This window comes from Microvirga aerilata (assembly GCF_016743775.1).
GTDB lineage: Bacteria > Pseudomonadota > Alphaproteobacteria > Rhizobiales > Beijerinckiaceae > Microvirga > Microvirga aerilata.
In genome coordinates, this window is sequence record NZ_JAEQMY010000005.1 from 116,449 (window position 1) to 142,358 (window position 25,910).

The following is a 25,910-nucleotide window of genomic DNA, read 5'->3' on the forward strand; positions in this document are numbered from 1 at the left end:
AAACAAAAAGGTTCTGGCGTTCTGCTTGAAGTGGAAGACCGAACTGACAGAGGGAACGCCAGGAAACGGACGATTCGCTCTCGAATCTCTGGTGTTTCCCTGACAACTCATACCAGCGGCCCTGGAAGCCGCAGCGTTCAGCCGGGCCAAATCTCTGGCAGGTTGCGTGCATGAGATACCAGTTGGGAGGAAGCACATGAAATCGTTCGTCACCGGTCTGGCTGCCGCGGCTGCCCTGACCCTCGCCGCGGTCGCGCCGGTCGCCGCGCAGCAGAATTCCCGCATCATCGTCGTCAGCCACGGCCAGGCCAACGACCCGTTCTGGTCCGTGGTCAAGAACGGGGTGGCGGCGGGCGGCCAGGACATGAAGGTCCAGGTCGATTACCGGGCGCCCGAGACCTTCGACATGGTCGCCATGGCCCAGCTCATCGACGCCGCCGTGAACCAGAAGCCCGCCGGCCTCATCGTGTCGATCCCCGACGCCTCGGCGCTTGGGCCCTCGATCCAGAAGGCTGTGGCCGCCGGCATTCCGGTGATCTCCATGAACTCGGGCTCCGACGTGTCGAAGAAGCTCGGCGCCCTGCTCCATGTGGGCCAGGACGAGGTCGAGGCCGGGCGCATTGCCGGCGCGAAGCTGAAGGAGATGGGCGGCAAGGTCGGCCTGTGCGTGAACCAGGAGGTCGGCAACGTTTCGCTCGACCTGCGCTGCAAGGGCTTCACGGAAGGGTTCGGCGGCAAGGTGACCGTTCTGCCCGTGTCCAACGATCCGGCGGACATTCGCGCCAAGGTGAAGGCGGCGGTTGCCTCCGACGCGTCGGTCGACACGATCCTGGCGCTGGGCGCAGGCACGGCGGGCGAGCCGTCGGTTGCGGCGGTCAAGGAGGCTGGCAAGACCGGCGCCATTCGCGTTGCCACCTTCGACATGTCGGCGGGCTTCCTCAAGTCGGTGGCCGCCGGCGAGGCGGTCTTCGCCATCGACCAGCAGCAGTACCTCCAGGGTTATCTGCCGGTGGTGTTCCTGGCCAACTACGCCAAGTACGGCCTGATGCCGGGCGGCGACGTGGCCTCGGGCCCGAACCTGATCACCAAGGAGAAGGCCGGTCAGGTGGTCGAGCTGTCCGCCAAGGGCATCCGCTAACCGCCACTCAAGGCCCGCAGCCGCACGGGTTGCGGGCCTTTCGTTCTACCGAATCGCTTCGGGGAGGCGCCCATGGTGAACACCACTCAGCCGACCGCGGATCTCAGCCCGCCTCCAGCGGTCAAGCAGATCCAGGACGAACGCCTGAGGGATGTCTCCCTCGTGACCAAGATCATGCGGCGTCCCGAACTCGGGGCGCTGGCCGGCCTCGTCCTGGTCGCGATCTTCTTCGTCTCCACCGCCGATGCGTCCATGTTCACGCTCGCGGGCATCATGAACATCCTGTCGCCCGCAGCCCAGCTCGGCATTCTGGCCATCGCTGCGGCCCTGCTGATGATCGGCGGCGAGTTCGATCTTTCCATCGGCTCGATGGTTGCCTTCACCGGGCTCATCTTCGGCGCCTTCATCACCCTGAACAGCTGGCCCCTGCTGCTGGCGATCGTCGCCACCTTCGGGTTAGCGGCCCTGCTCGGGGGGCTCAACGGCCAGATCGTCATCCGCAGCCGGCTGCCGTCCTTCATCGTGACCCTGGCCTTCCTGTTCATCCTGCGCGGCCTCTCGCTGGTGGGCCTCAAATGGGCCACCGGCGGCTCGACCCAGATGCGCGGCATCGGCGATCAGGCCGGTGAGGGCCTCATTCGCGAGCTGTTCTCCGGCGTTGCCTTCGAGGGTGTCTTCGCGTGGCTCGCCGCCAACGACCTCATCGGCAAGTTTCCCAATGGCACGCCGACCGTGACGGGTGTGCCCGTCTCCATCGTCTGGTTCGTCGGCTTCGCGCTTCTCGCCACCTGGATCCTTCTGCGCACGCGCGCGGGCAACTGGATTTTTGCAGCCGGCGGCGATCCTAATGCGGCGCGCAATTCCGGCGTGCCGGTGGACCGGGTGAAGACCGCGCTTTTCATGCTCACCGCCTTTGCGGCCGCACTTGTCGCCGTTCTGACCGTGCTCGATGCCGGCTCGACCGATGCGCGGCGCGGCTTTCAGAAGGAGTTCGAGGCCATCATCGCGGCGGTGATCGGCGGCTGCCTGCTCACGGGCGGCTACGGCTCGGCCATCGGAGCGTTCTTCGGCGCCATCATCTTCGGCATGGTGTCCATCGGCCTCACCTACACGCGGTTCGATTCCGACTGGTTCCAGGTTTTCTTAGGCGCCATGCTGCTGCTCGCGGTGCTGTTCAACAACTTCATCCGCCGGAAAGTCACGGGAGAGCGCTGATGGACCAGGATGTTCCGCTCATCGAGATCCGCAATCTGGTCAAGCATTTCGGCTCGGTGATCGCGCTGTCGGGCGTGTCGCTCACCGTCAATCGCGGGGAGGTCATGTGCCTGCTCGGCGACAACGGCGCGGGAAAATCCACGCTGATCAAGACGCTCGCCGGGGTGCACCGTCCCACCTCGGGCGACTTCCTGGTGGAGGGCCGGCCCGTGAGCTTCACCAGCCCGCGCGATGCGCTCGATGCGGGGATCGCCACGGTCTATCAGGATCTGGCGATGATCTCGCTCATGTCGGTGACGCGCAACTTCTTCATGGGCCGGGAGCCGGTGAAGGGCGTCTGGCCCTTCCGCCGCGTGGACTTCGATCACTGCGACGCGGTCACCCGCGAGGAGATGCAGCGCATCGGCATCGACGTGCGCGATCCGCATCAGGCGGTGGGCACGCTTTCCGGTGGCGAGCGGCAATGCGTGGCCATTGCCCGCGCGGTCTATTTCGGCGCCAAGGTGCTGATCCTCGACGAGCCCACCTCGGCGCTGGGTGTGGCGCAAACCTCCATGGTGCTGAAATACATCCATCAGGTTCGGCAGAAGGGGCTGGGCGTCATCTTCATCACCCACAACGTGCGCCATGCCTACGCGGTGGGCGACCGCTTCACCGTGCTCAACCGCGGCAAGACGCTGGGCACCTACGACAAGGCGGGAATCCAGATCGACGAGCTGCAGAACCTCATGGCCGGCGGCAAGGAATTGCAGGCGGTGTCGGCGGAACTCGGCGGGATGGTGTGAAGCGAAGAGCATCCCCTCTCCCGTGCGGGAGAGGGGCAGGGGTGAGGGTGTGCGGCTTTACCAGTCAGGCGCCGTCGTCCCCGCTGCAACGTGGTCCCCTCAACGCCACACCCAGCGCCGGCCTTCCCTCACCCCAACCCTCTCCCACTCGGGAGAGGGAGAGACACGCCACCTCCACGAGACGAGGGCAGCCGATCATTCTTCATCGCAGGAGCTCGTAGCATGACATCACTCGGCATCGGCCTCATCGGCACCGGCTACATGGGCAAGTGCCATGCGCTGGCCTGGAATGCGGTGGCGGCCGTGTTCGGGGATGTGGCCCGGCCGCGTCTTGCGGTGCTGGCCGAGCACTCCCAGGAGCTGGCGGACAGAAAGGCGCGGGAGCTCGGATTCGAGCGTGCAACGGGCGACTGGCGCAGCCTCGTCACGGATCCTGCCGTCGACGTGGTGTCCGTCACCACGCCCAACGCCTTTCACCCCGAGATGGCGATTGCGGCGCTGGAGGCGGGAAAGCACCTCTGGTGCGAGAAGCCCATGGCCGTGAGGCTCGAGGATGCGGAGCGCATGCTGGCGGCAGCCCGCGCTTACGGCAAGGTGGCGGCGCTCGGCTACAACTACATCCAGAACCCGATCGTCCGGTTGATCCGGCGCCTTCTCGACGAGGGCCGGATCGGGGACGTGAACCATGTGCGCCTCGAGATGGACGAGGACTTCATGGCCGATCCCGAGGCGCTGTTCACTTGGAAGAGCGAGGCATCTTCGGGCCACGGGGCGCTCGACGATTTCGGCGTCCATCCCTTGAGCCTCGTCCAAGCCTTGTTCGGCGGCGTGCGGCGCGTGTGCGGCCATATGGCGAAGCCCTATGCCGACAGACCTGTCGAGGGCGGCGCACGGCGTCCGGTCGAGACCTACGACATCGCGTCAGTTCTGATGGAGCTGGAGAACGGCGCGTCAGGCGTGATGGCCCTCAACCGCTCCGCCTGGGGCCGCAAGGGCCGCATCGCGCTCCAGCTCTTCGGCCACAAGGGCAGCATCGTCTACGACCAGGAGCGCATGAACGAGGTGCAGCTCTACACGGCCGAAGGAGCCCAGGAGACCCAGGGCTTTCGCACCATCCTGGCCGCGCCGCATCACCCGCCCTACGACCGGTTCATCCCGGCGCCCGGCCATGGGCTCGGCTTCAACGACCTGAAGATCATCGAGTGCCGCGAGCTGATCCGCCGCATCGGCGGCGAGGCGGCGCATCTCATCACGTTCGAGGACGGCATCCGCATCGAGCGCACGGTGGACGCGATCGCGCGCAGCGCGCACGAGGGGCGGTGGGTTGAGGTGACGGGTGGGTAGAGAACGCGTCGGTTCAAGACGCGCTGTCATTCCGGGGCCGCGCAGCGGAGCCCGGAATGACGGTGCGCCTCAACCGGCGTGCGCCTTGAGCACCTCGAGAAACACGTCCGCATAGCGGTCGAGCTTGGCCTGACCCACCCCGTGGATCTTGCCGAAGGCCCGCACCGTGACGGGCCGCTTGGCCGCCATGTCGATGAGGCTGCGGTCGGAGAAGATCACGTAGGCCGGCACGCCTTCTTCCTTGGCGAGCTTCGTGCGCAGGCCTTTCAGGTCGAGAAGCAGCGGATCGTCGGACGGCACCACGGATTCGGCTTCCATCCGGCCGCGCCGTCGGCGGCGCTCGGCGGGCTTCATCAGCACGTCGGAGCGCAGCTCGATTCCTTCCTGGCCTTTGAGCACGGCGACGCCCTTGTCGGTGAGGGTCCAGCGCCCGTATTCGGCGAGCTCCAGGCTGATCAGGCCCGCCGCATAGATCTGGCGCAGCAGCGAGCGCCATTCGGGCTTCGAGCGATCATTGCCCACGCCGAAGGTCTTGAGCTTGTCGTGGCCGAAGCGGCGGATCGAATCCGTGTTCTCGCCCACCAGAATGCTGATGAGATGCTCCGTGCCGAAGCGCTCGCCGGTGCGCACGATGGCGGAGAGGATCTTTTGCGCCTCGATGGTGCCGTCGAAGGACATGACGCCGTCGATGCACAGGTCGCAGTTGCCGCAGGGCTCCGTGGTTTCGCCGAAATAGGCGAGCAGGGTCTGGCGGCGGCAGCGCGGGGCCTCGCACAGGGCGACGAGCGCGTTGAGGCGCTGGCGCTCCACGCGCTTCTGCTCGTCGGCCGCGTCGCTCTCCTCGATCTGCAGGCGGCGCAGGCGCATGTCGTCGAGGCCGTAGAGGGTGAGCGTGTCGGCGGGCGCGCCGTCGCGGCCCGCGCGGCCGATCTCCTGGTAGTAGGCCTCGATGGATTTCGGCAGGGCGGCGTGCGCCACGAAGCGCACGTCGGGCTTGTCGATGCCCATGCCGAAGGCGACGGTGGCCACCATCACCACCCCGTCCTCCTGCAGGAAGATGTCCTGGTTCTTGGCCCGGTCCTGCTGGTGCATGCCCGCGTGATAGGGAAGCGCCCGATAGCCCGCCTGGCTCAACGAATCGGCGAGCCGCTCCGTGGCGTCCCGGGACGAGCAATAGACGATGCCGCTCTCGTGCCGGTGCTTGTCGAGGAAGCCGAAGAGCTGGCGCTTGGAATTCTCCTTCGCCTGCATGGCGAGCCGCAGGTTCGGCCGGTCGAAGCCGTGGATGAAGAGGCGCGGCTCCTGCTCGAACAGCCGGCGCATGATGTCGCCGCGCGTCGCCACGTCGGCGGTGGCGGTGAGCGCGATGGTCTGCACGTTGCCCAGGCGCTGGCGCACCTCGCCGAGCATGGCGTATTCGGGCCTGAAATCATGTCCCCATTGCGAGACGCAGTGCGCCTCGTCGATGGCGAGCATGTTCACGCCGGCGCGCCCCAGCCACTCGGTCGTGCCCGTATTCGCCAAGCGCTCCGGCGAGGCGTAGAGGATGCGCATGCGCCGGTCGCGCACCGCGTCCACCACGCGGCGGTTCTCCTCCGGGTCGTTGGCGGAGTTCAGGCTGCCGGCCTCGATGCCGAAATGGCGCAAAGCCGCCACCTGGTCGCGCATGAGCGCGATGAGCGGCGAGACCACGAGGGTCAGGCCCTCGCGGGCAAGCGTCGGCAATTGGAAGCAGAGGGACTTGCCCGCGCCGGTCGGCATGACGGCGAGCACGTCCTCGCCGGCCAGCACCGCGCGCACGATCTCCTCCTGTCCTTCGCGGAAGGACGGGAAGCCGAACACGTCGTGGAGGATTTTAACCGGATCGATCACGTCTGCCGTGTGGCCGATGAAGGCCCCGAGGTCAATGCGGCATCGGGAATCCGGAACGAGGCCAGCACCCCGCGGGCCGCCGCGATGCCGGTGGCGAAGGTGGCCTGGAGCAGGTAGCCGCCGGTGGGCGCCTCCCAGTCCAGCATCTCGCCGGCCACGAACACGCCCGGCATCCGGCGCAGCATCAGGTGGGCGTCGAGCTCGCCGAAGGGCACGCCGCCGGCGCTGGAAATGGCGCGGTCGAGGGATTGCGTGCTGGCCAGAGTCAGGGGCACGGCCTTGATCAGGCGGGCGAGGGCCTCCGGCTCCGACGGCAGGGCCGGGGAGGCCTCCCGCAGCAGACCGATGCCCACGGGGCTCAAACCGGCAGCCTTGCGCAGGAAGGTGGAGGCGGACTGGCCCTTGCGGGGCGCTGCAAGCTTCGGCACGAGGATCTCGTGCGACACGTCGGGCCGAAGATCGACGTGAACAGTGGCGCTGCCGCGCTGCTCGACAGCATCGCGCAGGGGGCCCGAGAGGGCATAGACCGCGCCGCCCTCGATCCCGTCCGCCGTCACGATGGCCTCGCCCCTCACCGTCGTGCCCTCGAAGGCAAGCGCGATGCGCTTCAGGGGCTCGCCCTCGTGGCGGCGCATGAACGGGGACCAGGGGAGGGTGAAGCCCATATTGGCCGGGCGCAGGGGGCGGACCGGAATGCCCCGTTGGGCCAGGAGATCCGCCCAGGTCCCGTCGGAGCCGAGGCGGGGCCAGCTGGCGCCCCCAAGGGCCAGGATCGTGGCATCGGGTTGCGTCCGGACCGGCTCCCCCGCCGCATCGGTGAAGACCAGAGCGCCGTCCTCGTCCCAGCCCTGCCAGCGATGGCGCAGGGCGAAGCGCACGTTCAGGGCTTCCAGCCGCTGCAGCCAGGCCCGCAGGAGGGGCGAGGCCTTGAAGGCCTTGGGGAACACCCGTCCGCTGGAGCCCACGAACGTTTCCTGCCCTAAGCCCTCGCACCAGGCGCGAAGATCCTCCGGGCGGAAGGCCTCGATCAGGGGCCTGAGCTGGGGCTGGGCCTCCGCATAACGGGAGAGGAAGCGCTCGAATTCTTCGGAATGGGTCAGGTTCAGGCCGCCCCGGCCCGCCATGAGCAGCTTGCGGCCCACCGACGGCATGCGGTCGTAGACCGTGACGGCAACGCCCGCGCGCGCCAGAACCTCGGCGGCAACCAAGCCGGCAGGGCCGCCGCCCACGATGGCGGCTTCGGGAGGGGAGGATTTTGAGGGCATGCGGTCAGCTGACGCGGGAGGAGAAGGAATCTGGACCCTCACGCTGCAACATGGCATGCAGCGCCATCGGGTTCATGGCTTGATGCACATGAACGCCACAGGTGTTTTTTTCAAGAGGAGCGGCGCTGAACGCCGCCCGAAGGGGAATGCGATGCGTGCTCTTGTCCTCTCGGCTCTGATCGCGCTGGGGCTGGCCGGCTGCGCGGGCGACTCGGTGCTGACGCCCCAGGATGCGGTCCTGGCGAGCTCCACGAACGATGCCGCCCAGGCCGCAGCCCTCATCTCGGCCTATCGGGTGTCGAAGGGCCTGAGCCCGGTGACGGTGGATTCCCGCCTGAACAGGGCGGCGGAGCACCAGGCGCGGGTGGTGGCGGCGGCGGGCCGGCTCAGCCACGGCAGCTTCGTGAGCCGCATGGATCAATACGGGATCAACGGCTACTCGGCCGAGAACCTGTCGGCGGGCTCGTCCTCCGTGGACGGGGCCATCAGCCGCTGGAAGGCCTCGCCCGGCCACAACAGCAACCTCCTGATGCCCCAGGCCCGCAGGATCGGGCTCGCGCGAGCGGATGCCAACAACCGCTACGGCCGCTACTGGGCGCTGGTGCTCGGACAATAAGGCCTCAAGGCACAAACAAGGTCATGGCGCGTTAGGAAGCTGATTCCTCTCGCTTGCAGATTTCATGACCCAGCCACAAATTCTTTCCTTCGCCATCGTCGCCGGGATGATGGGGCTCTTCGTCTGGGGACGCCTCCGCTACGATCTCGTGGCGGTGCTGTCCCTCCTGGCCGCCGTGCTCGTGGGCATCGTGCCGGCCGACAAGGCCTTCACGGGCTTCAGCGACGACATCGTCATCATCGTGGCAAGCGCGCTGCTGGTCAGCGCCGCTGTGGCGAAGTCGGGCATCCTCGAGGTCGGGCTCAACCATGTGGGGCCGTATCTTCGCACCACGCAGATCCAGGTGGTGGTGCTCGTCGGCGTGGTGACGGTGCTGTCCGCCTTCGTGAAGAACATCGGCGCGCTCGCCATGATGATCCCGGTGGCGTTCCAGATCGCCCGGCGCACCAACACGCCGCCGTCGAGCTTTCTCATGCCCATGGCGTTCGGGTCGCTGCTCGGCGGCATCGTGACGCTCGTGGGCACCTCGCCCAACATCATCGTGTCCCGGGTCCGGCAGGAGCTCCTGGGCGAGCCTTTCGGCATGTTCGACTTCACCCCCGTGGGCCTGGGCATCGCGCTCGCGGGCGTGGTCTTCCTGGCCTTCGGCTACCGCCTGCTGCCCCAGGGGCGCAAAGGGGCGGCCTCCCTGGACGAGGCGCTGAACATCAAGGACTACGTCACGGAAGCCCGGGTGACGCCGGAATCCGATGTGGTCGGCCAGACGGTGGCGGACCTGCACAAGCTCGCCAACGGCGAGGTGAAGATCGCGGCCATCATCCGCAACGAGAACCGCAGCTCGAGCCCGCTGCCCGATGCCAAGATCCGCGAGAACGACGTGCTCATGCTCGAGGGCGAGTCGGACGCCCTCGAGAGCGCCGTGGTGCGGGCCGGACTGAAGCTCAGCCGCGAGCACCACCAGCCGGAGACCGAGGAGGCCACCGACGAGATCGGCGTGATTGAGGCCATCGTCGGGCCGAGCTCGGTTCTGACCGGGGTCTCTGCGGAGCGCATCGGCCTCTACGAGCGCTTCGGGGTCAACCTCATCGCGGTGAGCCGCAGCGGCGAGCGCTTCAAGGAGCGCCTGCGCACCATCACGCTCCGCTCCGGCGACGTGATCGTGCTCCAGGGCAACCTGAAGAAGCTGCCCGACACCTTGCGCGATCTCGGCTGCCTGCCCCTCGCCGAGCGCGAGATCCGCCTCGGCAGCGCCCGCAGGAGCCTCGTTCCGGCGCTGATCCTCGTGGGCACCATGGTGCTGGTGGCCTTCAACATCCTGCCGGTGGCCATCGCGTTCTTCGGCGCGGGCGTCCTGCTGGTGCTGTTCGGCTCGCTCACCTTGAGGGAAGCCTACGAGACCATCGAGTGGCCCATCCTGGTGATGCTCGGCGCGCTGATCCCGGTCAGCGAATCGATCCGAACCACCGGCGGCACGGACCTCATCGCCGCCTGGCTCTCGTCCATCGCCAACATGCTGCCGCCCACCGGGGCCCTCGTGCTGATCATGGTGGCCGCCATGGCGGTGACGCCCTTCCTCAACAATGCCGCCACCGTGCTGGTGATGGCGCCGATTGCGGCAAGCTTCGCCACCCAGCTGGGCTTCAGGCCCGACGCCTTCCTGATGGCGGTGGCGATCGGGGCGGCCTGCGACTTCCTCACCCCCATCGGCCACCAGTGCAACACCCTGGTGATGGGCCCGGGCGGCTACCGCTTCGGCGATTACTGGCGCCTCGGCCTGCCGCTCTCGATCATCGTGGTGGTGGTGGGCGTGCCGCTGATCATGCTGTTCTGGCCCCTGCGGTAGGGCGGTTCGGCAGGGTGAAACCTGAAACCAGCATGCCGCTTCTCCCTCTCCCGAGTGGGAGAGGGGAGGCCATGGCGGCCTCGCGCTCTTCCGATGAAAGCCCGTAATCCGGCTTTCCTAACCCTCAGCCTCCTCCCTTCAAGAGACAGGCTCTCAGTCCCCCTTCAAGAGACAGGCTCTCAGTGCAGGAAGGCCGCGAGGAGAAGGGTGGTGCCTGCCGCCGAGGAGGACAGGGTCACGATCATGGCCCAGAGATGCAGCCGGTCCCGCTCCTCCTGGTTGAGCAGGGGACGGTAGCGCGCATCCGAGCGGCCGAAGATGAAGCTCGCCGTCCGGGCCGGTCTCGGCGCATGCGGCATGACGCAAAAGCTCGACCTCACCATGCGCATCGGCTGCCGGTGCGTGCCGGCATCGTAGGAGGGGTCGTGGGAGATCTGCGGGTTCATCGCTGACGCAACACAAGAAGAGATCGTGACCAGACGCTCGCCCGGAAGCCATGAACGCGGGGTAAAGATGCAGCCCCGGTTGCCGGCGTCGTAAACCAAACCTTTATGGTGGGCCCATCTTACCGGTGGACAAGTCCAGCCGTGCGGTCCGAGGAGGCGCTTGCGCTGCCGCGTGCCACGAGCGAATCGCGCTCCACGTCTTGAGCGGCGGCCTGGGTAGCATTCCCGGCCGTAGCGCAGCGAAGGGGGCCAAGGCGCTGAGGGCTGAATGGATCCCCTTCCCTCGCTCCGCTTGGCCTTAGGATGACAGGGGCACCACCTTCGATGTCATTCCCGGCCGGAGATGGCGCAAGCCATCGCAGGGGAAGGGAATCCATGCGCTGCATGGAGTGGATCCCCTTCCCGGTCCTACGGACCGCCGGGGATGACAGCGGAGCGCTAACCTGGGTGTCATTCCCGGAAGGACGCGCAGCGGAGGGGAAGGAAATCCACTCAGTGGCTCACCACCATGGATCCCCTTCCCGGTCCTACGGACCGCCGGGGCAACAGGAAACCACGAGCGCGGTTACCGCCGCCACAGGAAACGGGTCGCCCGAGGGCTGAACCTGTGTCATCCGTCGGCTAACGAAAGGGGCGCCCGCATGACGCAAGCACCGGTTCACAAAACCATGACGGCATCCGACTGGGCGCTTCTGATCGCCCTGTCCGTGGTCTGGGGCGGTTCGTTTCTCTTCGTGGGGGTTGCCGTCAAGGAGCTGCCGCCGCTGACCATCGTGGCGTCTCGCGTCGTCATGGGAGCCCTGGCCCTGCTGGCCGTGCTTTATGTCATGAGCCTTCAGCTCCCGCGCACCCGGCAGGCCTGGGGCGCCTTCCTGGGCATGTCGATCCTCAACAACGTCATCCCGTTCACCCTGATCGTCTGGGGGCAGAGCCACATCGCCAGCGGGCTTGCCTCCATCCTCAACGCCACCACGCCGCTCTTCACCGTGATCGTGGCCCATTACCTCACGGACGACGAGCATCTGACGGCCCAGAAATTCTCCGGCGTGATCGTGGGCTTTGCCGGCGTCGCCGTGATGATCGGCGCGGCCGCCATGGCCGCCTGGGACGCCGGCATCCTGGCGCAGCTCGCCGTGCTGGGCGCGGCCCTGTCCTACGGCTTTTCGGGCGTGTTCGGGCGACGGTTCAAGACCATGGGCATTCCGCCGCTCGCGACCGCCGCCGGGCAGGTCACCGTCTCCAGCGCCCTCCTGCTGCCCGTGGCGCTGATCGTCGACCGACCCTGGACCCTGGGCGTGCCGAGCACCGGCGCCCTGTTGTCCATGGCGGCTCTCGGGCTCGTTTCGACGGCGTTTGCCTACCTGATCTTCTTCCGCCTGCTGGCGCGGGCGGGCGCCACGAATGTGGGCCTCGTGACCTTCCTCATTCCCGTGAGCGCGATTCTGCTCGGTGTGCTCGTCCTGGGCGAGACGCTGGCCCCCCGGCACGTCGCCGGCATGGCGCTGATCGCGGCGGGCCTCGTCCTGATCGACGGTCGGCTGGTGTCGCGCCTGAAGGGGTTTCTCAGCGCGAAGGAGCCGGCGACGCGCGGAAACGGTTGAACATCATGTCGGGCGCGCTGGTGTTGTGGCGCGACGGCACGAGGCGGCCCATCCAGGCATCCGTCGCCTTGGCGCCGGGGAAGTTCATGATCGGCTCCTCGCGCCAGGAGCGGGCACCCGCCTCGCGCACGGCCATGCGCGCCACGTCCGCGTTGAACTCGGTCACGTACATGGAGCGCAGGCCCGCGAACGGCATGCCCGAGATGGGCTGGTCGAAGGCGACGTCGAGCGTCTGCCGCTCCTCGTTGAGGGCCTTGACCGCGACGCTCGCCTTGCCGCCCTTGGCGAGGGTGAGCGTGAAGGTCATGGTGGCCGGATCGAAGGCCACGTCCTTCAGGTTCACCACGGGGCGCTGGTCGAACTCCACCGGTCCGACCAGGAAGGACGAGCCGTAGGAGGTCCAGTCCAGGTGCTCGGGCGGAAGCGGCTTGATGCGCCAGTACCCGTCGCCCGGATAGATCACCAGCACCTCGATGGCCTTGTCGCCCCGCTTCTTCAGGAGCTGGAGCAGGTGGATCCTGGGCGTCACCGTGCCGCCGATGGTCACCGTCACGTCGCTCGGGCGCCAGAACTCGGTGAAGGACAGGCCCATGATCCGCACGTTGCCGTCCTCGTAAAGCGTGCTCATGGTCGGGTGCGGCTTGGCGGAGGTTTCCTCGGAGATGTCCTCGCAGGCCGTCCAGTCCGGCTCCCAGCGGTCCTGGCGCAGCGAGCCCATATAGGCCGGATGCACGGCCTCGATCTGGAAGTGGCGCACCTCCGCCGATGCGAAGTTGATGGCCACGTTGTCCTTTTCGGCGCAGAGCACGGGCTCGCTGGTGTTCGTCACGTCGACGGCCAGCCCGTCGAGGCTGGCAGCCTGCGCCGCCGAGGCGAGGCCGAGAAGTCCAAGGGCGATGAGCCGGGGGAGGAGGGTGTGCATCGTTTAAGGGTTCTTCATGAAAAGCGGGGCTGTCGACCGGCAGAGATAGCGCGCTCCCTCTATGCCGTCGAGCCAAGAGGTCTTTGCAGGCGGGCTTGTTGATCCGGCATGGCAGCCATCGCATATGTGCCATTAGGGTTCACATCGCGCCTGTGATAGGGTGCAGACGATCCTGAAGCTTGGCTTCATGGGCGGTTTGCCCCCAAAAAGCCCATTCGCCTGCCAGTTTTGAGGCCTTTGCCCGAGTTTATCGATGATGCGCCTGACCTTGAGCCTCTCCGACAATCCCGCCACCACGTCCGTGGAACGGGCGATCATGGAGTTCCGCAGCGCCCGCCCGGTGGTGATCGACGGCCCAGAGGGCAGCGCGCTCGTGCTCGGGGTCGAGAACCTGGACGAGGCCATGGGCGCCGAGATCGAGGCGATTGCCGGCGGCCATGCCCATCTGGTGCTGCCGGCGGCACGGCTGCGCCGCCTCGGCCTCGAGCGGGAGGCCCCGGGCCGCGTGGCCCTGCCGATGGTCGACCGGGCCAGGGTGGAAGCCTTGGCGTTGAAAGCCGACGGCCGCATCGATGCGCCGGTCCGTCCCGCCGGAGCCCCCGACGAGGAGGCGCTTGAGCTCGCCCGCCTGTCGCTGGTGCTCCCCGCCGTGGTCGTGGTGCCGCTGGCATCGGGCATCGAGATCGATCCGTCCCTCGTGCGCGTCTCGGGCCCGGCGATCCGGGACTACCGGCGGGCCAAGGCGCTCGATCTTGCCATCGTCAGCCGTGCGCCGGTGCCTCTGGAGGGTGCGCCCACCAGCGAGTTCGTGGTGTTTCGCGGCGGCGAGGGCCTGCGCGACCAGGTGGCGATCGTCGTGGGCAAGCCCGACCTGTCGAAGCCCGTGACCGTGCGGCTGCATTCGGCCTGCCTCACGGGCGATCTCTTCGGCTCCCTGAAATGCGATTGCGGCGACCAGCTGCGCGAGACCGTGCGGTTCATGGCGCAGAACGACGGCGGCATCCTGCTCTATCTCGACCAGGAGGGGCGCGGAAACGGCATTGCCAACAAGATCCGCGCCTACAAGCTCCAGTCGCAAGGCTACGACACCTACGACGCCGACGAGGTGCTGGGCTTCGAGGCTGATCAGCGCCGCTTCGATTTCGCGGCCGTGATGCTGAAACAGCTCGGCGTCGGCGCCGTGCGGCTCATGACCAACAATCCCGAGAAGATCGCAGCCCTCGAAAAGGCCGGCTTGAGCGTCGTGTCCGACCACCGGGTGCTGGGCCGTCCGACGGCGGAGAATGTGAGCTATCTCGCCGCCAAGCGCGACCGGGCCGGGCATTACATCGACGTCGAGGGCCTGCTCGCCTGCTCGAACAAGGACTGAGCCCGGCGCTCGCGGGGCTTCCGGTCTTGGAGGCCCATGGGGCCTTGAGAATCCCGGCGGTCTCCCGCAGCTCGCGGAATTATGTCCCTTCAAGCCATTGATATCATTCGCTATTTTAATCGCGCATCAAGCGGCCTTGCCGTCTGCCAAGTCGATGTATAGTATACTATACGTAGCTCGATACGAGGAGATGACGGAATGCTGCGTGGGATTTCGCTTGCTGTTGCGGTTGTGGGGGCTCTGACGACCGGCGCCTATGGGCATGGGGTCTGGACGGCCCAGCGCCATGGAGACTTGGCCGTCGTCTACGGCCATGGCGCCGGGGACGAAGCCTACGGGCCGGAGAAGGTCAGGAAGGCCATCTCGCACCTGCCGTCCGGCGAAACCCGGGACAGCAAGGTTCTGCCCCAGGCGAAGAATGCCCTCGTGGAGCCCGCTCCGGGCGCGGTGGCGCTGACCGTCGTGTTCGACAACGGGGTCTGGACCAAGGGTGCCGACGGGACGTCGGTGAACAGGCCGAAGCGCGAGGTGAACGGGGCGCAATCGGCAAGCCATTCGGTGAAGATCAACACGACCGTTCTCAAGGAGGGCGCCGCCCTCAAGCCGACGGGCCAAGGCCTCGAGATCGTGCCGCTGGTCGATCCCATGGGCCTGAAGATGGGCGACGACCTCCCGGTCCAGGTTTTTGCGGACGGCAAGCCGCTCCCAGGCGTCCCTCTCTATCCCGATTACGTGAACGACGGCCATGCCCAGAGCGGCAAGACGGATCAGGACGGGAAGGTGGTGCTCTTCGTGCGCAACGACGGCTTGAACGTGATCGGCGTCTCGCACGCGAAGAAGACGCCCGACAATGCCGAGATCGATCAGGTCGGCTATTTCGCGACGCTCTCCTTCGCCCTGCCGCACGCGGACGATTGAAAGAGCCCGGCAAGACCGGCCTTTCCGCAAAAGGATAAAGGCTGACCCCGCGAACGGGGCCAGCCTTTCTGGTTGGCGCATCGGATAGGATCCCAAAAGTGCAAGTCCACTTTTGGGTCGAGTGATCTAGCGCGCCGGCATGCCGTTCTCGACGATCTTCGCCCAGAGCGAGACGCCATAGGGGCTCGCCTCGTCGTTGAAGTCGTAGGCCGGGTGATGGACGCCCGCCGTGTCGCCGTTGCCGATGAAGATGTAGGCGCCCGGGCGCTGCTCCAGCATGTAGGAGAAGTCCTCGGCTCCCATGAGCGGCGGCACCGTGGTGTCGACCGCGTTCTCGCCGCCCACCGCGCGGGCGACGGCCGCCATGAACTCGGTCTTGTCGGGATCGTTCATGGTGACCGGGTAGCCGCGGTCGTACTCGACCTCCGCCTTCGCCCCGAAGGCGGCGCAGATGTTCTCGACGATGGCGCGCATGCGGGTCTCGACCAGATCGCGCACCTCCGGCGACAGGGTGCGCACGGTGCCGAGCAGCATGGCCGTCTGCGGAATCACGTTGAACGCATCGCCCGCCCTGACGGTGCACACCGAGACCACCGCCGAATCGAGCGGATCGGCGTTGCGCGAGGTGATCGTCTGGAGGGCCGTGATCACATGGGCCGCGACCACGACGGGATCGATGCAGTTGTGCGGCATGGCGGCGTGGCCGCCCTTGCCCTCGATGTTGATCGTGAAGCGATCCGCGGAGGCCATCATCGGGCCCGGCCGGATGGCGAACTGGCCCACGGGAATGCCCGGCATGTTGTGCATGCCGTAGACCTCCTGCACGCCGAAGCGCTCCATGAGGCCGTCCTTGAGCATCTCGTTGCCGCCGCCGCCGCCCTCCTCGGCGGGCTGGAAGATCACCACCGCCGTGCCGTCGAAGTTGCGCGTCTCGGCCAGGTACTTCGCGGCGCCCAGCAGCATGGCGGTGTGGCCGTCATGGCCGCAGGCATGCATCTTGCCGGGCACCTTGGACTTGTGCGGAACGTCGGTCGCTTCCTCGATGGGAAGGGCATCCATGTCGGCGCGCAGGCCGATCACCTTGCCTGAAGTGTTGGTGCGCCCCTTGATCACGCCCACGACGCCGGTGCGCCCGAGACCGGTGACCACCTCGTCGCAGCCGAAGCTCTTGAGCTTCTCCGCCACGATTCCGGCGGTGCGGTGCACGTCGAACAGGAGCTCCGGGTTCTCGTGAAAGTCGCGGCGCCAGGCGGTGACTTCATCGGCAATGTCGGCGACGCGGTTGATGATCGGCATGAGCAATCCTCGAGCAATAGGTTCGAAGACGTCAGCCAAGCAGAGGCAGGACCCTTCCGTCAACCGTTATAGGGTTCACCATCTGCCGAAACGAAAGATCACGCCTTCCGGCTCAGAACGGCCTTGGGCCGGGTGGTGCGGAATTGCCCGCGTTCGATGGCGACGAAAATCAGCACCAGGACGACGAGGGCCGTGAACCACCACACCTGCGTGGTGCCGATGCCGAGGCAGCCCAGGGCATAGGCGCAGGCAAAGGCCGCCATGATGGCGGGACCCACGGTGGCCCGGTGCCCGCGGGCCCGGACGACCGCCTGGTAAAGCAGGATGCTGCCGGCTGCGGCCCCCACGAGGCCGAGCTCGTACCAGAGCTCGAACAGCAGGGTGGACGGGGAGGACCAGGGCAGCAGGCCGAAGAGCCGGCCGCGCATGGCGGTCTCCAGCCCGTGCCCCGTCAGGAGCCGGAGCGGCTCGTCGAGGATGATCCGGCGCCAGACGCCGAGGCTTGCCGCCACCGGGGATTTCGGCCCCAGAATGCCGTCCGCCAGGGGCTTGAGCAGGAAGGGCAGGAGCGGCGCAAACAGGAGAAGCCCCGCCATGGCCAAGCCGGTCAGCCGGGACCCGATGACGGGCATCGATGCGGTGACGACGAAGACCAGGGCGCCTGCGGCCAGCCCATAGAAGGGCAGGCCGTCCCGGGTGAGCAGCGCCCCCACGGCAACCGCAAGCGCAAGGCCGATGGCCTCCAGGTTCCTCCCGCGGGAGTGGAGCCACGCGAGCGCCGGCCAGAGCAGCAGCACGAGGGTGATCATGCCCCGCTCCAGGCTCAGGCCCTCCGGATCGAACCGGCTGCTGCCCCGGATCGCCAGCGGAATCCCGATCAGGGCGGCAAGGCCGACGCCTATGGGAAGAATGTAGAGATTGGCCGAACGCATGCGCTCCGGCACCGCCAGATAGCCGGCCAGAGCCATCAGGGCCATGCCGGTGAGGTTGAGAAGGCGCTCGGAGGCCTGCGGCAGAAAGGGCGTCCAGAGCAGGGACAGGCCGGCCCACAGCAGCAGGACCAGCCCGGCCATCCCACCGGGGGAGATCGCGAGCGCCATCAGCTTCTCCCGGGGGTGCTTCGCGCTGCCGTCGAGGGCCGCGGCGAGAACGAGGAGAACAACCGCGAGAGGCGCCATCACCACGAGCGCGCGACGGCTGAACAGGGACGCCAGGGGAACGGCAAAGAAAAGCAGCGCGAAGCCGAGGCGCCGCAGCACGGCGGCGGCATCGGCTGAAGGGTTGGCCGTTTGAATCGTGGGACGGGCCATGCGGGCGGGCAATCGACAGTTGAGCGTTCGGAAGCCGGGAGACTAATGGACGAACAGCTGAAAAGCTGTAGGTGTCTTGCAACACATCTCATTCCTTTCACGCCGTTCAGGGAGAGCAAGGTGCCCGGCGCCGGCCCGCCTCAGAAGCATCTCCTCCTGGTCGGGGGCGGGCACGCCCATGTGCTCGTGCTGGATGCCTTTGCCCGTAAGCCGGAGCCGGACCTGGAGATCACCCTCGTGACCAAAGCCGGGCTGACGCCCTATTCGGGCATGCTGCCGGGGCATCTGGCCGGAGCCTACCGGCGGGAGGAGATCCATATCGACCTGGAGCGGCTCGCGAGGAGGAGCGGCGCGCGGCTGATTCGGGACGAAGCCGTCCGTTTCGACACCCGCGCCAGGCGGGTTTGCCTCAGAAGCGGCAGGGCGCTGCCCTACGATGTTCTGTCCATCGATATCGGCATCACCCCGGACCTGTCCGAGATCGCGGGAGCGGCCGAGCATGCCCTTGCGGTCAAGCCCATCGGCGATCTGCTGGAGGGGTGGGACCGGCTCGTCGCCGACCGGGCAGGGGCGGGCGGGCCGCGCCGCTTCGCGGTGGTCGGCGGCGGCGTGGCGGGGATCTGCCTTGCCTTCGCGGTATCGGCCTTTCTCAGGGCGAGGACTGCTGAGCCGGTGCAGGTTGCTCTGGTGGGTGCGTCCGCTTCGCCTGAGATCAACGCCGGGATGCGCCGGCGCATCGCCAAAGCGCTGACGCGCCTGGGGATCGGGGTTCACGAGGGCGACCCGGCCGTGGCCGTCGATCCCGGGGGCGTGAGGCTGGCGAGCGGCGGCCATGTTCCGGCCGACGCGGTGCTCGTCGCAACCCGCGCCGGGCCGCCGCCTTCGATCCGCGATGCGGCACTGGCCAAGGACCGGGACGGCTTCCTGGCCGTCGGCCCGACCCTGCAGTCGCTGGACGACGAGGCCGTTTTCGCGGCCGGAGACTGCGCCGCCATGGTGGCGCATCCGCGCCCGAAGGCCGGCGTCTTCGCCGTGCGGCAGGGGCCGGTGCTCGCGCGAAACCTGAGACGCGCGCTCAGGGGCGAGGCGCTCGAGGCGTATGTTCCGCAGCGCGATCACCTGATGCTGATCGCAACGGGAGACGGCCGCGCCATCGGCGGTCGCGGGCGCTTCATCGCGTTCGAGGGCCGTCTTGCCTGGCGGCTGAAGGACTGGCTCGACCGGCGCTTCATGCGCCGGTTCGCGTGAGGGAATAGCCCAGGCCCCATCCGGGCATGAAGGCCGCTACCGCATCCCCTCTCCCGAGTGGGAGAGGGAGACCAGTGCGTTCTTCCAAGATGCGCGGCGTCACTCCGTCCGTCCGCGAATGAAGTTGATGATGCCGCTGTAATCGTCGCCCTCATGGCCCGATCCGGCAAAGAGGCCGAAGAGCTGCGCGGCTTCCGCTCCCAGGGGGGTCGACGCGCCCGACGCCAGGGCCGCCTGCTGGGCGAGCTTCAGGTCCTTGAGCATCAGCGCCGCCGCGAATCCCGGCTTATAGCCGTTGTTGGCCGCAGACGTTGGAACCAGCTCGGGCACGGGGCAATGGTTCATCAGGGCCCAGCACTGGCCGGACGACGTGGAGGCCACGTCGAACAGGGCCTGATGGGACAGCCCGAGCTTTTCGCCGAGCACGAAAGCCTCCGCCACGCCGATCATCGAGATGCCGAGGATCATGTTGTTGCAGATCTTGGCCGCCTGGCCCGCGCCCGCCTCGCCGCAATGAACCACTCGTCTGCCCATTTTGGACAGGATCGGCTCGGCCCTGTCGAAAGCCGCTTTCGCGCCGCCCGCCATGAAGGTGAGCGTCGCGCCCTTGGCGCCGGCCACGCCGCCGGAAACCGGCGCGTCGAGGGATTGCAGGCCGCGCTCGCCCGCCAGCCCATGGGCCTTGCGGGCGCTCTCCACATCGACGGTGGAGCAGTCGATGAGGAGCGCGCCCTCCTTCACCGAGGGAATAATGTCGGTCCAGACCGAGAGCACGTGCCGGCCCGCCGGCAGCATGGTGACGACGATCTCTGCATCGCGCACCGCCTCGACGGTCGAGGCGGCGATGCCCACCCCGTCGCCCCGCGCCTGATCGCAGGAGGCGGGGGAAAGGTCGAAGCCGGTGACGGAGTGCCCGGCCTTGACGAGGTTTGCGGCCATGGGTCCGCCCATGTTGCCGAGGCCGATGAAGGCGATGTTGGTCATGATGGTCCTCCCTTGTTGTCGTGTGACGGTTGTAGCAGCCACATCGAGCCTAATGCCATGACGAGGCCGCTGACTGCATGCAGCAGAAGATGTTTCGGGCTCTCGACACCCCGTTCCAGGAAGACGAGGACGACGTCGCCTGCGGGAATGAGAACCGTAAGCCCCAGCACCACGCCGAGGGTGCGCCGCGTCGACAGACGCGACAAGGCCGCGAGATAGGACCCGAAGGCCAGGTCGCGCAGGCCGATGGCAGACACATAGGACAAGCCAGGGCCTTCCGGAGCCGCGATGCCGAACAGGGCCGCTCCCGCACGCGGCGCGAAGACGAACACCAGCCCGAGGGCGATGAAGACGCCCGAGAGGGCGAGAACGAGCCAGGCGCGGGGCTCGCTCCATGACAGTCCCGATGGCCCGCCTCGGTCGGTCATGCGCGCCGGGCCACCCACAGGGCTCCCGCAAGCGCGAAGCCGTAGAACCACAGCATCAGCGATCCGAAGACCTTGTCGAGGGCCGGATCGAGGCGCGGGAAGAACACCGCGAAATGGGAGCCGACCGCCGCCATGATCAGCATGCCCGGAACGGCCGCGAGCGCTATGGCGTCCGTTGCGGCTTTTCGCGGCGCGCCCAGGATCCGGTGGACCAGCAGGCCCAGCGCCAGTCCGAGAGCCGCTCCTGCCGTGAAGTTGAGCTGGAACGGCCTGCGTCCGTCGAGGAAGAACCATGAGCCTGCGAAATGAAACAGCGCGAAGATCGCAGCGGCGATGCCGAAGCCGAGGAGGAGCGATTTGAACGCTATGGCCATCATGCTCTCACCTCGTCCTGAAAGTCCGGCTCATGAAGGTTATTCGCTGGCTTTCCCCTCCCCCTTGCGGGGAAGGAGTGGGGGTGGTGCGACCGGGTGAGACCTGGAACCAGCCAACACGTCTCCCTCTCCCGGGTGGGAGAGGGCTGGGGTGAGGGAAGGCCGGTGCTGGAAGAGACGCTGCGGGACCTGTGTTGCAGCTGAGATGACGGCGCTTTGCTGCTGAAGCCGCACGCCCTCACCCCTGCCCCTCTCCCACCCGGGAGAGGGGAGCTGTAGAGTCTCTTGTGATCTTTGAACGAAGCACAGCGCTCTGACTTTCCGACCTCCACCCGGCCGCTGCGCTACTGCCCCTCCCCACAAGGGGGAGGAAAACACGCGCGGTTGGAAAGGGCCCGGCACCCACGATCATCGATTGCCGCGCCCCACCAGGTCGCGGGCCACGATCAGGCGCATGATCTCGTTGGTGCCCTCCAGGATCTGGTGCACGCGAAGATCCCGCACGATCTTCTCCACGCCGTAATCGGCCAGATAGCCGTAGCCGCCGTGGAGCTGGAGCGCATCGTTCGCCACCTGGAAGCCCACATCGGTGGCCATGCGCTTGGCCATGGCGCAGAGCTTGGTGGCATCGAGCGCCTTGGCGTCGAGCGCGGAGGCCGCGCGCCACAGGAAGGTGCGCGCCGCTTCGAGCTCGGTCGCCATGTCGGCAAGCTTGAACTGCAGCGCCTGGAAATCCGCGATGCGCTTGCCGAAGGCTTTTCTGTCGCCCGTATAGGCGAGGGCCTTGTCCAGCGCCGCCTGCGCGCCGCCGAGCGAGCAGGCGCCGATGTTGATGCGTCCGCCGTCGAGGCCCGACATGGCGATCTTGAAGCCCATGCCCTCGTCCGCCAGGCGGTTCGCGACCGGCACGCGCACGTCCTCGAAAATCACCGCGGCGGTGGGCTGCGCGTTCCAGCCCATCTTCTTTTCCTGCGCGCCGAAGGACACGCCGGGCATATCCTTCTCGATCACCAGGGTCGAGATGCCGGAGGCCCCTTCCTCGCCGGTGCGCACCATGGTGACATAGATGTCCGAGGTGCCGGCGCCCGAGATGAACTGCTTGACGCCGTTGACCACGTAGTGATCGCCGTCGCGCACCGCCCTGGTCTTGAGCGCCGCCGCGTCCGAGCCGGAGCCCGGCTCGGTGAGGCAGTAGCTCGCGATCAGCTCCATGGTGGCGAGGCGCGGGATGTAGCGCTCGCGCTGCTCCTGCGAGCCGTAGCGGTCGATCATCCAAGCGGCCATGTTGTGGATCGACAGATAGGCCGAGACGGCCGGGCAGCCGGTGGCGAGCGCTTCGAAGATCAGCGCAGCATCAAGCCGCGTCATGCCCGATCCGCCCACATCGTCGCGGGTGTAGATCGCCGCCATGCCCAAGGCTGCCGCCTCGCGCATCACGTCCACGGGAAAATGCTTCTTCTCGTCCCATTCGAGGGCATGGGGCGCAAGGTTGTCCGCCGCGAAGGCCAGCGCCATGTCGCGAACGGCGATTTGATCGTCTGTGAGGGAAAACTGGGTCATGGCCTCAATCGTCATACCGGAGGGGTTTGGGCAACCGTGACTTTCGATCTAGGGCGGAGGTGAAACACACCAAGCTCGCGTGCTTAGGGACCCTAGCGATCCCTTGCTGTAAGCTTCTCGACTTCATTCCTCATGGCACGATCAAGAAGAAACCACCTATCTGGGGAGCGAGAAGGGGGTTGTGTTTCTACAGTGAGTTCGATCTCTCGCCCCAAACGCTTACAGAGGCCAAAACCGCCATCTATATCTTTAAAAAGAGGGTTATTCTGGTTGGATAACCCGTCGAAGCCATCAGCAATATAGATTTTCTCCCCATGGCCAGACAGGATATCATTCTCCTCTTCTTGGATATTAGAGCATCCGCCATCGCACCAGCCTTTATAGATAATCCTCGCATACGGCTTCCTGTCACCCTTTATCCATTCAGTGACTTTGAAGGTCAGAATGAAGACCGGGTACTCTTCGTCAGGACCTATAAATTGGACATTGATTGCATGGCCTTTGAAGATGGATGGTGCCTCTGCGACTTTCTTGGCAGCGAACTGTGCCATGCCCTCGACCATCTCATTCACGGGCATTTTAAAGCGCCAGAATTGGGGGTGAGCGCACTGAAGCGCCTGAGCCGGCCATGCGAAAACCGCCGCTCCCAGGGTGAGAGCGGCGGCAAGAGATTTTCGCGAAGCGGCCTTCAAGCCGTTCTCACTTCATCGTCGGAATGGAGAATTCCGCGCCTTCCTTGATGCCGGAAGGCCAGCGGGAGGTGACTGTCTTGGTCTTGGTGTAGAAGCGCACCGCGTCCGGGCCGTGCTGGTTGAGGTCGCCGAAGCCCGAGGCCTTCCAGCCGCCGAAGGTGTAGTAGGCGAGCGGCACCGGGATCGGCACGTTGATGCCCACCATGCCCACATTCACCCGGGAGGCGAAGTCGCGGGCAGCGTCGCCGTCGCGGGTGTAGATCGCGACGCCGTTGCCGTATTCGTGGTCGGACGGCAGGCGCAGCGCATCCTCGTAATCCTTGGCGCGCACCACGGAGAGCACGGGCCCGAAGATCTCCTCCTTGTAGATGCGCATGTCGGTCCGCACCTCGTCGAAGAGGCAGCCGCCCATGTAGAAGCCGTTCTCGTAGCCCTGCATCTTGAAGTCGCGGCCGTCGACCACGAGCTTGGCGCCTTCCTGCACGCCGATATCCACGTAGGAGCGCACCTTCTCCATGTGCGCCTTCGTGACCATGGGGCCGAAATCGGCCGACGGGTCGGTGGAGGGGCCGACCTTCAGGCTCTCGACGCGGGGAATCAGCTTGTCGAGCAGCGCGTCCGCCGTGGCCTTGCCCACCGGGACCGCCACCGAGATCGCCATGCAGCGCTCGCCCGCCGAGCCGTAGCCGGCGCCGATGAGCGCGTCCGCCGCCTGATCGAGATCGGCGTCAGGCATGATGATCATGTGGTTCTTGGCGCCGCCGAAGCACTGGGCGCGCTTGCCGTTGGCGGTGGCGCGGGAATAGACGTACTGCGCGATGGGCGAGGAGCCCACGAAGCCCACGGCCTTGATGTCCGGATCGTCCAGGATGCCGTCGACCGCTTCCTTGTCGCCGTTGACCACGTTGAGGATGCCGGCGGGCAGGCCCGCTTCCATCATCAGCTCGGCCAGGCGCAGGGGCACGCCGGGGGCGCGCTCGGAGGGCTTCAGGATGAAGGCGTTGCCGCAGGCAATGGCCGGCGAGAGCTTCCAGAGCGGGATCATGGCCGGGAAGTTGAACGGCGTGATGCCGGCGACCACGCCCAGCGGCTGGCGAATCGAATACATGTCGATGCCGGGGCCGGCGCCTTCCGTGAACTCGCCCTTGAGCAGGTGCGGGATGCCGGTGCAGAACTCCGCCACCTCGACGCCGCGCTGAATGTCGCCCTTGGCGTCCACGACCGTCTTGCCGTGCTCGCGCGCCAGCAGCTCGGCAAGCGTGTCGTTTTCCTTGGCGATGAGCTCCAGGAACTTCATCATCACGCGGGCGCGGCGCTGCGGGTTGGTGGCGGCCCAGGCCGGCTGGGCGGCCTTGGCGTTCTCGACCGCCTGGCGCAGCTCGTCGCGGGAGGCCAGCGCGACCCTGCCGATGACCTCGCCGGTCATGGGCTGGAAGAATTCCGTTGTCCGGCCCGACTGGCCCTGGACGTGCTTGCCGCCGATGAAATGTCCGACCTCACGCATGGCGTCTCTCCTCCTCAAAGGGTGTTTTTCGTGCATCTCTTCTATCATTGTCGAAATCGCACGACTATGGGTGAAACTAAAGCACCGTTGTGCGAAAACACCCATATGGCTGACGAGCGGGCATGAGCGCTTTCGATTGGGACGATCTCCGCTTCTTTCTCGCCGTCGCCCGGGCGGGCCGCCTCACGGCGGCTGCCCGCCAGCTGGAGGCCGACCACACCACCGTCTCCCGCCGCATCTCGGCCCTGGAAGCGGCCCTCAAGGCCAAGCTGTTCGAGCGCAGCCCTCAGGGCTATACCCTCACCGAGCCGGGCGAGCGGCTGCTGAAACATGCGGAGACCATGGAAACCCAGGCGCTGGCGGTGGCAAGCGAGCTCGGCGGCGCGGACTTGGCGCTCACGGGCACCGTGCGCATCGGCGCGCCGGACGGGATCGGCACCTATTTCCTGGCCCCCGAGCTTGGGGCTTTGGCCGAGCGGCATCCGGGGCTGACCCTCCAGCTCGTGGCGCTGCCGCGCACCTTCTCGCTCTCCAAGCGCGAGGCGGACATTGCGGTGACCCTGGAGCAGCCGACGGAGGGGCGTCTCGTGTCGCGCAAGCTCACCGACTACCGCCTCAGGCTCTACGCCTCGAAGGAGTATCTCGCCCGCCACGGGCCGATTCGGGAACTGCCGGATCTCTCCGGCAAGACCCTCGTCACTTATGTGGCGGACCTGCTCTACAGCCCGGTGCTCGACTACTTTTCCGCGCTCGAGAAACACACCGCCCGCCGGTTCGAATGCGCCAGCGTGGTGGCGCAGGCAGAAGCCGTGCGGGCGGGCGTGGGCATTGGCATCCTGCACGATTACGCGGTGCGGCAGTTTCCGGAGCTTCAGGTGGTGCTGCCAGAGGTCTCATACTTGCGCACCTACTGGCTCGTGACCCATGCGGATGCGCGAACCTTGCGCCGGGTGGAGGAGGTGTATTCGTTTATCTTAAGCCGGGTGCGGGCGAACCGGGGGCTGTTTGTGTAGAATCGCTCCCGTGTCATCCCCGGCGCACGAAGTGCGGGACGGGGATCCATGGCATTGCGCGTGTGGGTGGATTCCCTTCCCCTCCGCTGACGCTTCGGCCGGGAATGACATTGAGGTTAGCGCTCCGCTGTTATCCCCGGCGGTCCGCAGGACCGGGAAGGGGATCC

The 25,910-nt window shown here is 66.8% G+C and carries 23 protein-coding genes; 11 read left to right on the top strand and 12 right to left on the bottom strand.

Annotated elements, in window-relative coordinates; genetic code table 11:
• Nucleotides 1-196: 196 nt before the first annotated feature.
• The 4 genes from JKG68_RS05300 (at nucleotide 197) to JKG68_RS05315 (ending at nucleotide 4,482) form a co-directional block, all read left to right on the top strand.
• Nucleotides 197-1,138, top strand: coding sequence for a sugar ABC transporter substrate-binding protein (locus JKG68_RS05300; RefSeq protein WP_202056647.1), 942 nt, complete (start codon nucleotides 197-199; stop codon nucleotides 1,136-1,138).
• A 72-nt stretch (nucleotides 1,139-1,210) separates the two neighbouring features.
• The gene (locus tag JKG68_RS05305) at nucleotides 1,211-2,353 is read left to right on the top strand and encodes an ABC transporter permease (protein ID WP_246515106.1); all 1,143 of its coding nucleotides are present in this window, start codon (nucleotides 1,211-1,213) and stop codon (nucleotides 2,351-2,353) included.
• A complete protein-coding gene (locus JKG68_RS05310) occupies nucleotides 2,353-3,138 on the top strand; it encodes an ATP-binding cassette domain-containing protein (RefSeq protein ID WP_202056648.1) in 786 nt (261 codons plus the stop codon). Before JKG68_RS05305 ends, JKG68_RS05310 begins: the two co-directional genes overlap by 1 nt.
• Nucleotides 3,139-3,360: 222 nt before the next feature.
• Nucleotides 3,361-4,482: a Gfo/Idh/MocA family protein gene (locus JKG68_RS05315; RefSeq protein WP_202056650.1), complete on the top strand. Its 1,122-nt coding sequence runs from the start codon at nucleotides 3,361-3,363 to the stop codon at nucleotides 4,480-4,482.
• A gap of 69 nt (nucleotides 4,483-4,551) precedes the next feature.
• On the opposite strand, the gene recQ is transcribed toward JKG68_RS05315, so the two are convergent.
• Together recQ and JKG68_RS05325 are read right to left on the bottom strand one after the other, a co-directional pair.
• On the bottom strand, nucleotides 4,552-6,354 hold the full coding sequence (gene recQ / locus JKG68_RS05320; RefSeq protein WP_202056653.1) for a DNA helicase RecQ: 1,803 nt from the start codon (nucleotides 6,352-6,354) through the stop codon (nucleotides 4,552-4,554).
• On the bottom strand, nucleotides 6,351-7,619 hold the full coding sequence (locus JKG68_RS05325; RefSeq protein WP_202056654.1) for a BaiN/RdsA family NAD(P)/FAD-dependent oxidoreductase: 1,269 nt from the start codon (nucleotides 7,617-7,619) through the stop codon (nucleotides 6,351-6,353). Before JKG68_RS05325 ends, recQ begins: the two co-directional genes overlap by 4 nt.
• A 151-nt stretch (nucleotides 7,620-7,770) precedes the next feature.
• Here JKG68_RS05325 and JKG68_RS05330 point away from each other — a divergent pair, with 151 nt between their 5' ends.
• A complete protein-coding gene (locus JKG68_RS05330; RefSeq protein WP_202056655.1) occupies nucleotides 7,771-8,235 on the top strand; it encodes a CAP domain-containing protein in 465 nt (154 codons plus the stop codon).
• Nucleotides 8,236-8,299: 64 nt separating this feature from the next.
• Nucleotides 8,300-10,078 carry an SLC13 family permease gene (locus tag JKG68_RS05335; protein WP_202056656.1) on the top strand — a complete coding sequence of 593 codons (1,779 nt, stop codon included), beginning with the start codon at nucleotides 8,300-8,302 and terminating at the stop codon, nucleotides 10,076-10,078.
• 179 nt (nucleotides 10,079-10,257) lie between these two features.
• Here the strand turns inward: JKG68_RS05335 and JKG68_RS05340 are convergent, their stop codons facing one another.
• Nucleotides 10,258-10,524, bottom strand: a complete 267-nt coding sequence (locus tag JKG68_RS05340) for a hypothetical protein (protein WP_202056657.1) — start codon at nucleotides 10,522-10,524, stop codon at nucleotides 10,258-10,260.
• Nucleotides 10,525-11,165: 641 nt separating this feature from the next.
• Here JKG68_RS05340 and JKG68_RS05345 point away from each other — a divergent pair.
• Entirely contained in the window at nucleotides 11,166-12,125 is a 960-nt protein-coding gene (locus tag JKG68_RS05345; RefSeq protein WP_202056658.1) for a DMT family transporter, read from the top strand.
• On the opposite strand, the gene JKG68_RS05350 is transcribed toward JKG68_RS05345, so the two are convergent.
• Nucleotides 12,088-13,047 carry a hypothetical protein gene (locus JKG68_RS05350; RefSeq protein ID WP_202056659.1) on the bottom strand — a complete coding sequence of 320 codons (960 nt, stop codon included), beginning with the start codon at nucleotides 13,045-13,047 and terminating at the stop codon, nucleotides 12,088-12,090. The genes JKG68_RS05345 and JKG68_RS05350 overlap by 38 nt on opposite strands.
• A 256-nt stretch (nucleotides 13,048-13,303) precedes the next feature.
• Here JKG68_RS05350 and ribA point away from each other — a divergent pair, with 256 nt between their 5' ends.
• Together ribA and JKG68_RS05360 are read left to right on the top strand one after the other, a co-directional pair.
• Nucleotides 13,304-14,416: a GTP cyclohydrolase II RibA gene (gene ribA, locus JKG68_RS05355; protein WP_202056778.1), complete on the top strand. Its 1,113-nt coding sequence runs from the start codon at nucleotides 13,304-13,306 to the stop codon at nucleotides 14,414-14,416.
• Nucleotides 14,417-14,614: 198 nt separating this feature from the next.
• Nucleotides 14,615-15,334: a DUF4198 domain-containing protein gene (locus JKG68_RS05360; RefSeq protein ID WP_202056661.1), complete on the top strand. Its 720-nt coding sequence runs from the start codon at nucleotides 14,615-14,617 to the stop codon at nucleotides 15,332-15,334.
• A 126-nt stretch (nucleotides 15,335-15,460) separates the two neighbouring features.
• On the opposite strand, the gene JKG68_RS05365 is transcribed toward JKG68_RS05360, so the two are convergent.
• Nucleotides 15,461-16,630, bottom strand: a complete 1,170-nt coding sequence (locus tag JKG68_RS05365) for a M20 aminoacylase family protein (RefSeq protein ID WP_202056663.1) — start codon at nucleotides 16,628-16,630, stop codon at nucleotides 15,461-15,463.
• 98 nt (nucleotides 16,631-16,728) lie between these two features.
• The gene (locus JKG68_RS05370) at nucleotides 16,729-17,940 is read right to left on the bottom strand and encodes a peptide ABC transporter permease (RefSeq protein WP_202056665.1); all 1,212 of its coding nucleotides are present in this window, start codon (nucleotides 17,938-17,940) and stop codon (nucleotides 16,729-16,731) included.
• 120 nt (nucleotides 17,941-18,060) lie between these two features.
• Between JKG68_RS05370 and JKG68_RS05375 the strand changes: the two genes are divergently transcribed.
• Complete coding sequence (locus JKG68_RS05375) at nucleotides 18,061-19,188, top strand: slr1591 family oxidoreductase (RefSeq protein WP_202056670.1); 1,128 nt, start codon at nucleotides 18,061-18,063, stop codon at nucleotides 19,186-19,188.
• Between the two features lie 99 nt (nucleotides 19,189-19,287).
• Here the strand turns inward: JKG68_RS05375 and mmsB are convergent, their stop codons facing one another.
• From mmsB to JKG68_RS05405, 6 genes are all read right to left on the bottom strand, one after another.
• Nucleotides 19,288-20,172, bottom strand: a complete 885-nt coding sequence (mmsB, locus tag JKG68_RS05380; RefSeq protein WP_202056673.1) for a 3-hydroxyisobutyrate dehydrogenase — start codon at nucleotides 20,170-20,172, stop codon at nucleotides 19,288-19,290.
• Complete coding sequence (locus JKG68_RS05385) at nucleotides 20,169-20,600, bottom strand: DUF4267 domain-containing protein (protein WP_202056675.1); 432 nt, start codon at nucleotides 20,598-20,600, stop codon at nucleotides 20,169-20,171. Before JKG68_RS05385 ends, mmsB begins: the two co-directional genes overlap by 4 nt.
• On the bottom strand, nucleotides 20,597-20,977 hold the full coding sequence (locus JKG68_RS05390) for a DUF5367 family protein (RefSeq protein WP_202056677.1): 381 nt from the start codon (nucleotides 20,975-20,977) through the stop codon (nucleotides 20,597-20,599). The genes JKG68_RS05385 and JKG68_RS05390 overlap by 4 nt, the downstream gene beginning before the upstream one ends.
• A gap of 405 nt (nucleotides 20,978-21,382) precedes the next feature.
• On the bottom strand, nucleotides 21,383-22,534 hold the full coding sequence (locus tag JKG68_RS05395) for an isobutyryl-CoA dehydrogenase (protein ID WP_202056680.1): 1,152 nt from the start codon (nucleotides 22,532-22,534) through the stop codon (nucleotides 21,383-21,385).
• 92 nt (nucleotides 22,535-22,626) lie between these two features.
• Nucleotides 22,627-23,226, bottom strand: a complete 600-nt coding sequence (locus JKG68_RS05400) for a hypothetical protein (RefSeq protein ID WP_202056682.1) — start codon at nucleotides 23,224-23,226, stop codon at nucleotides 22,627-22,629.
• 7 nt (nucleotides 23,227-23,233) lie between these two features.
• Nucleotides 23,234-24,730: a CoA-acylating methylmalonate-semialdehyde dehydrogenase gene (locus tag JKG68_RS05405; RefSeq protein WP_202056684.1), complete on the bottom strand. Its 1,497-nt coding sequence runs from the start codon at nucleotides 24,728-24,730 to the stop codon at nucleotides 23,234-23,236.
• 122 nt (nucleotides 24,731-24,852) lie between these two features.
• Here JKG68_RS05405 and JKG68_RS05410 point away from each other — a divergent pair, with 122 nt between their 5' ends.
• Nucleotides 24,853-25,743 (top strand): LysR family transcriptional regulator, encoded by an 891-nt coding sequence (locus tag JKG68_RS05410; protein ID WP_202056686.1) that lies wholly within the window; start codon nucleotides 24,853-24,855, stop codon nucleotides 25,741-25,743.
• Nucleotides 25,744-25,910 lie beyond the last annotated feature (167 nt).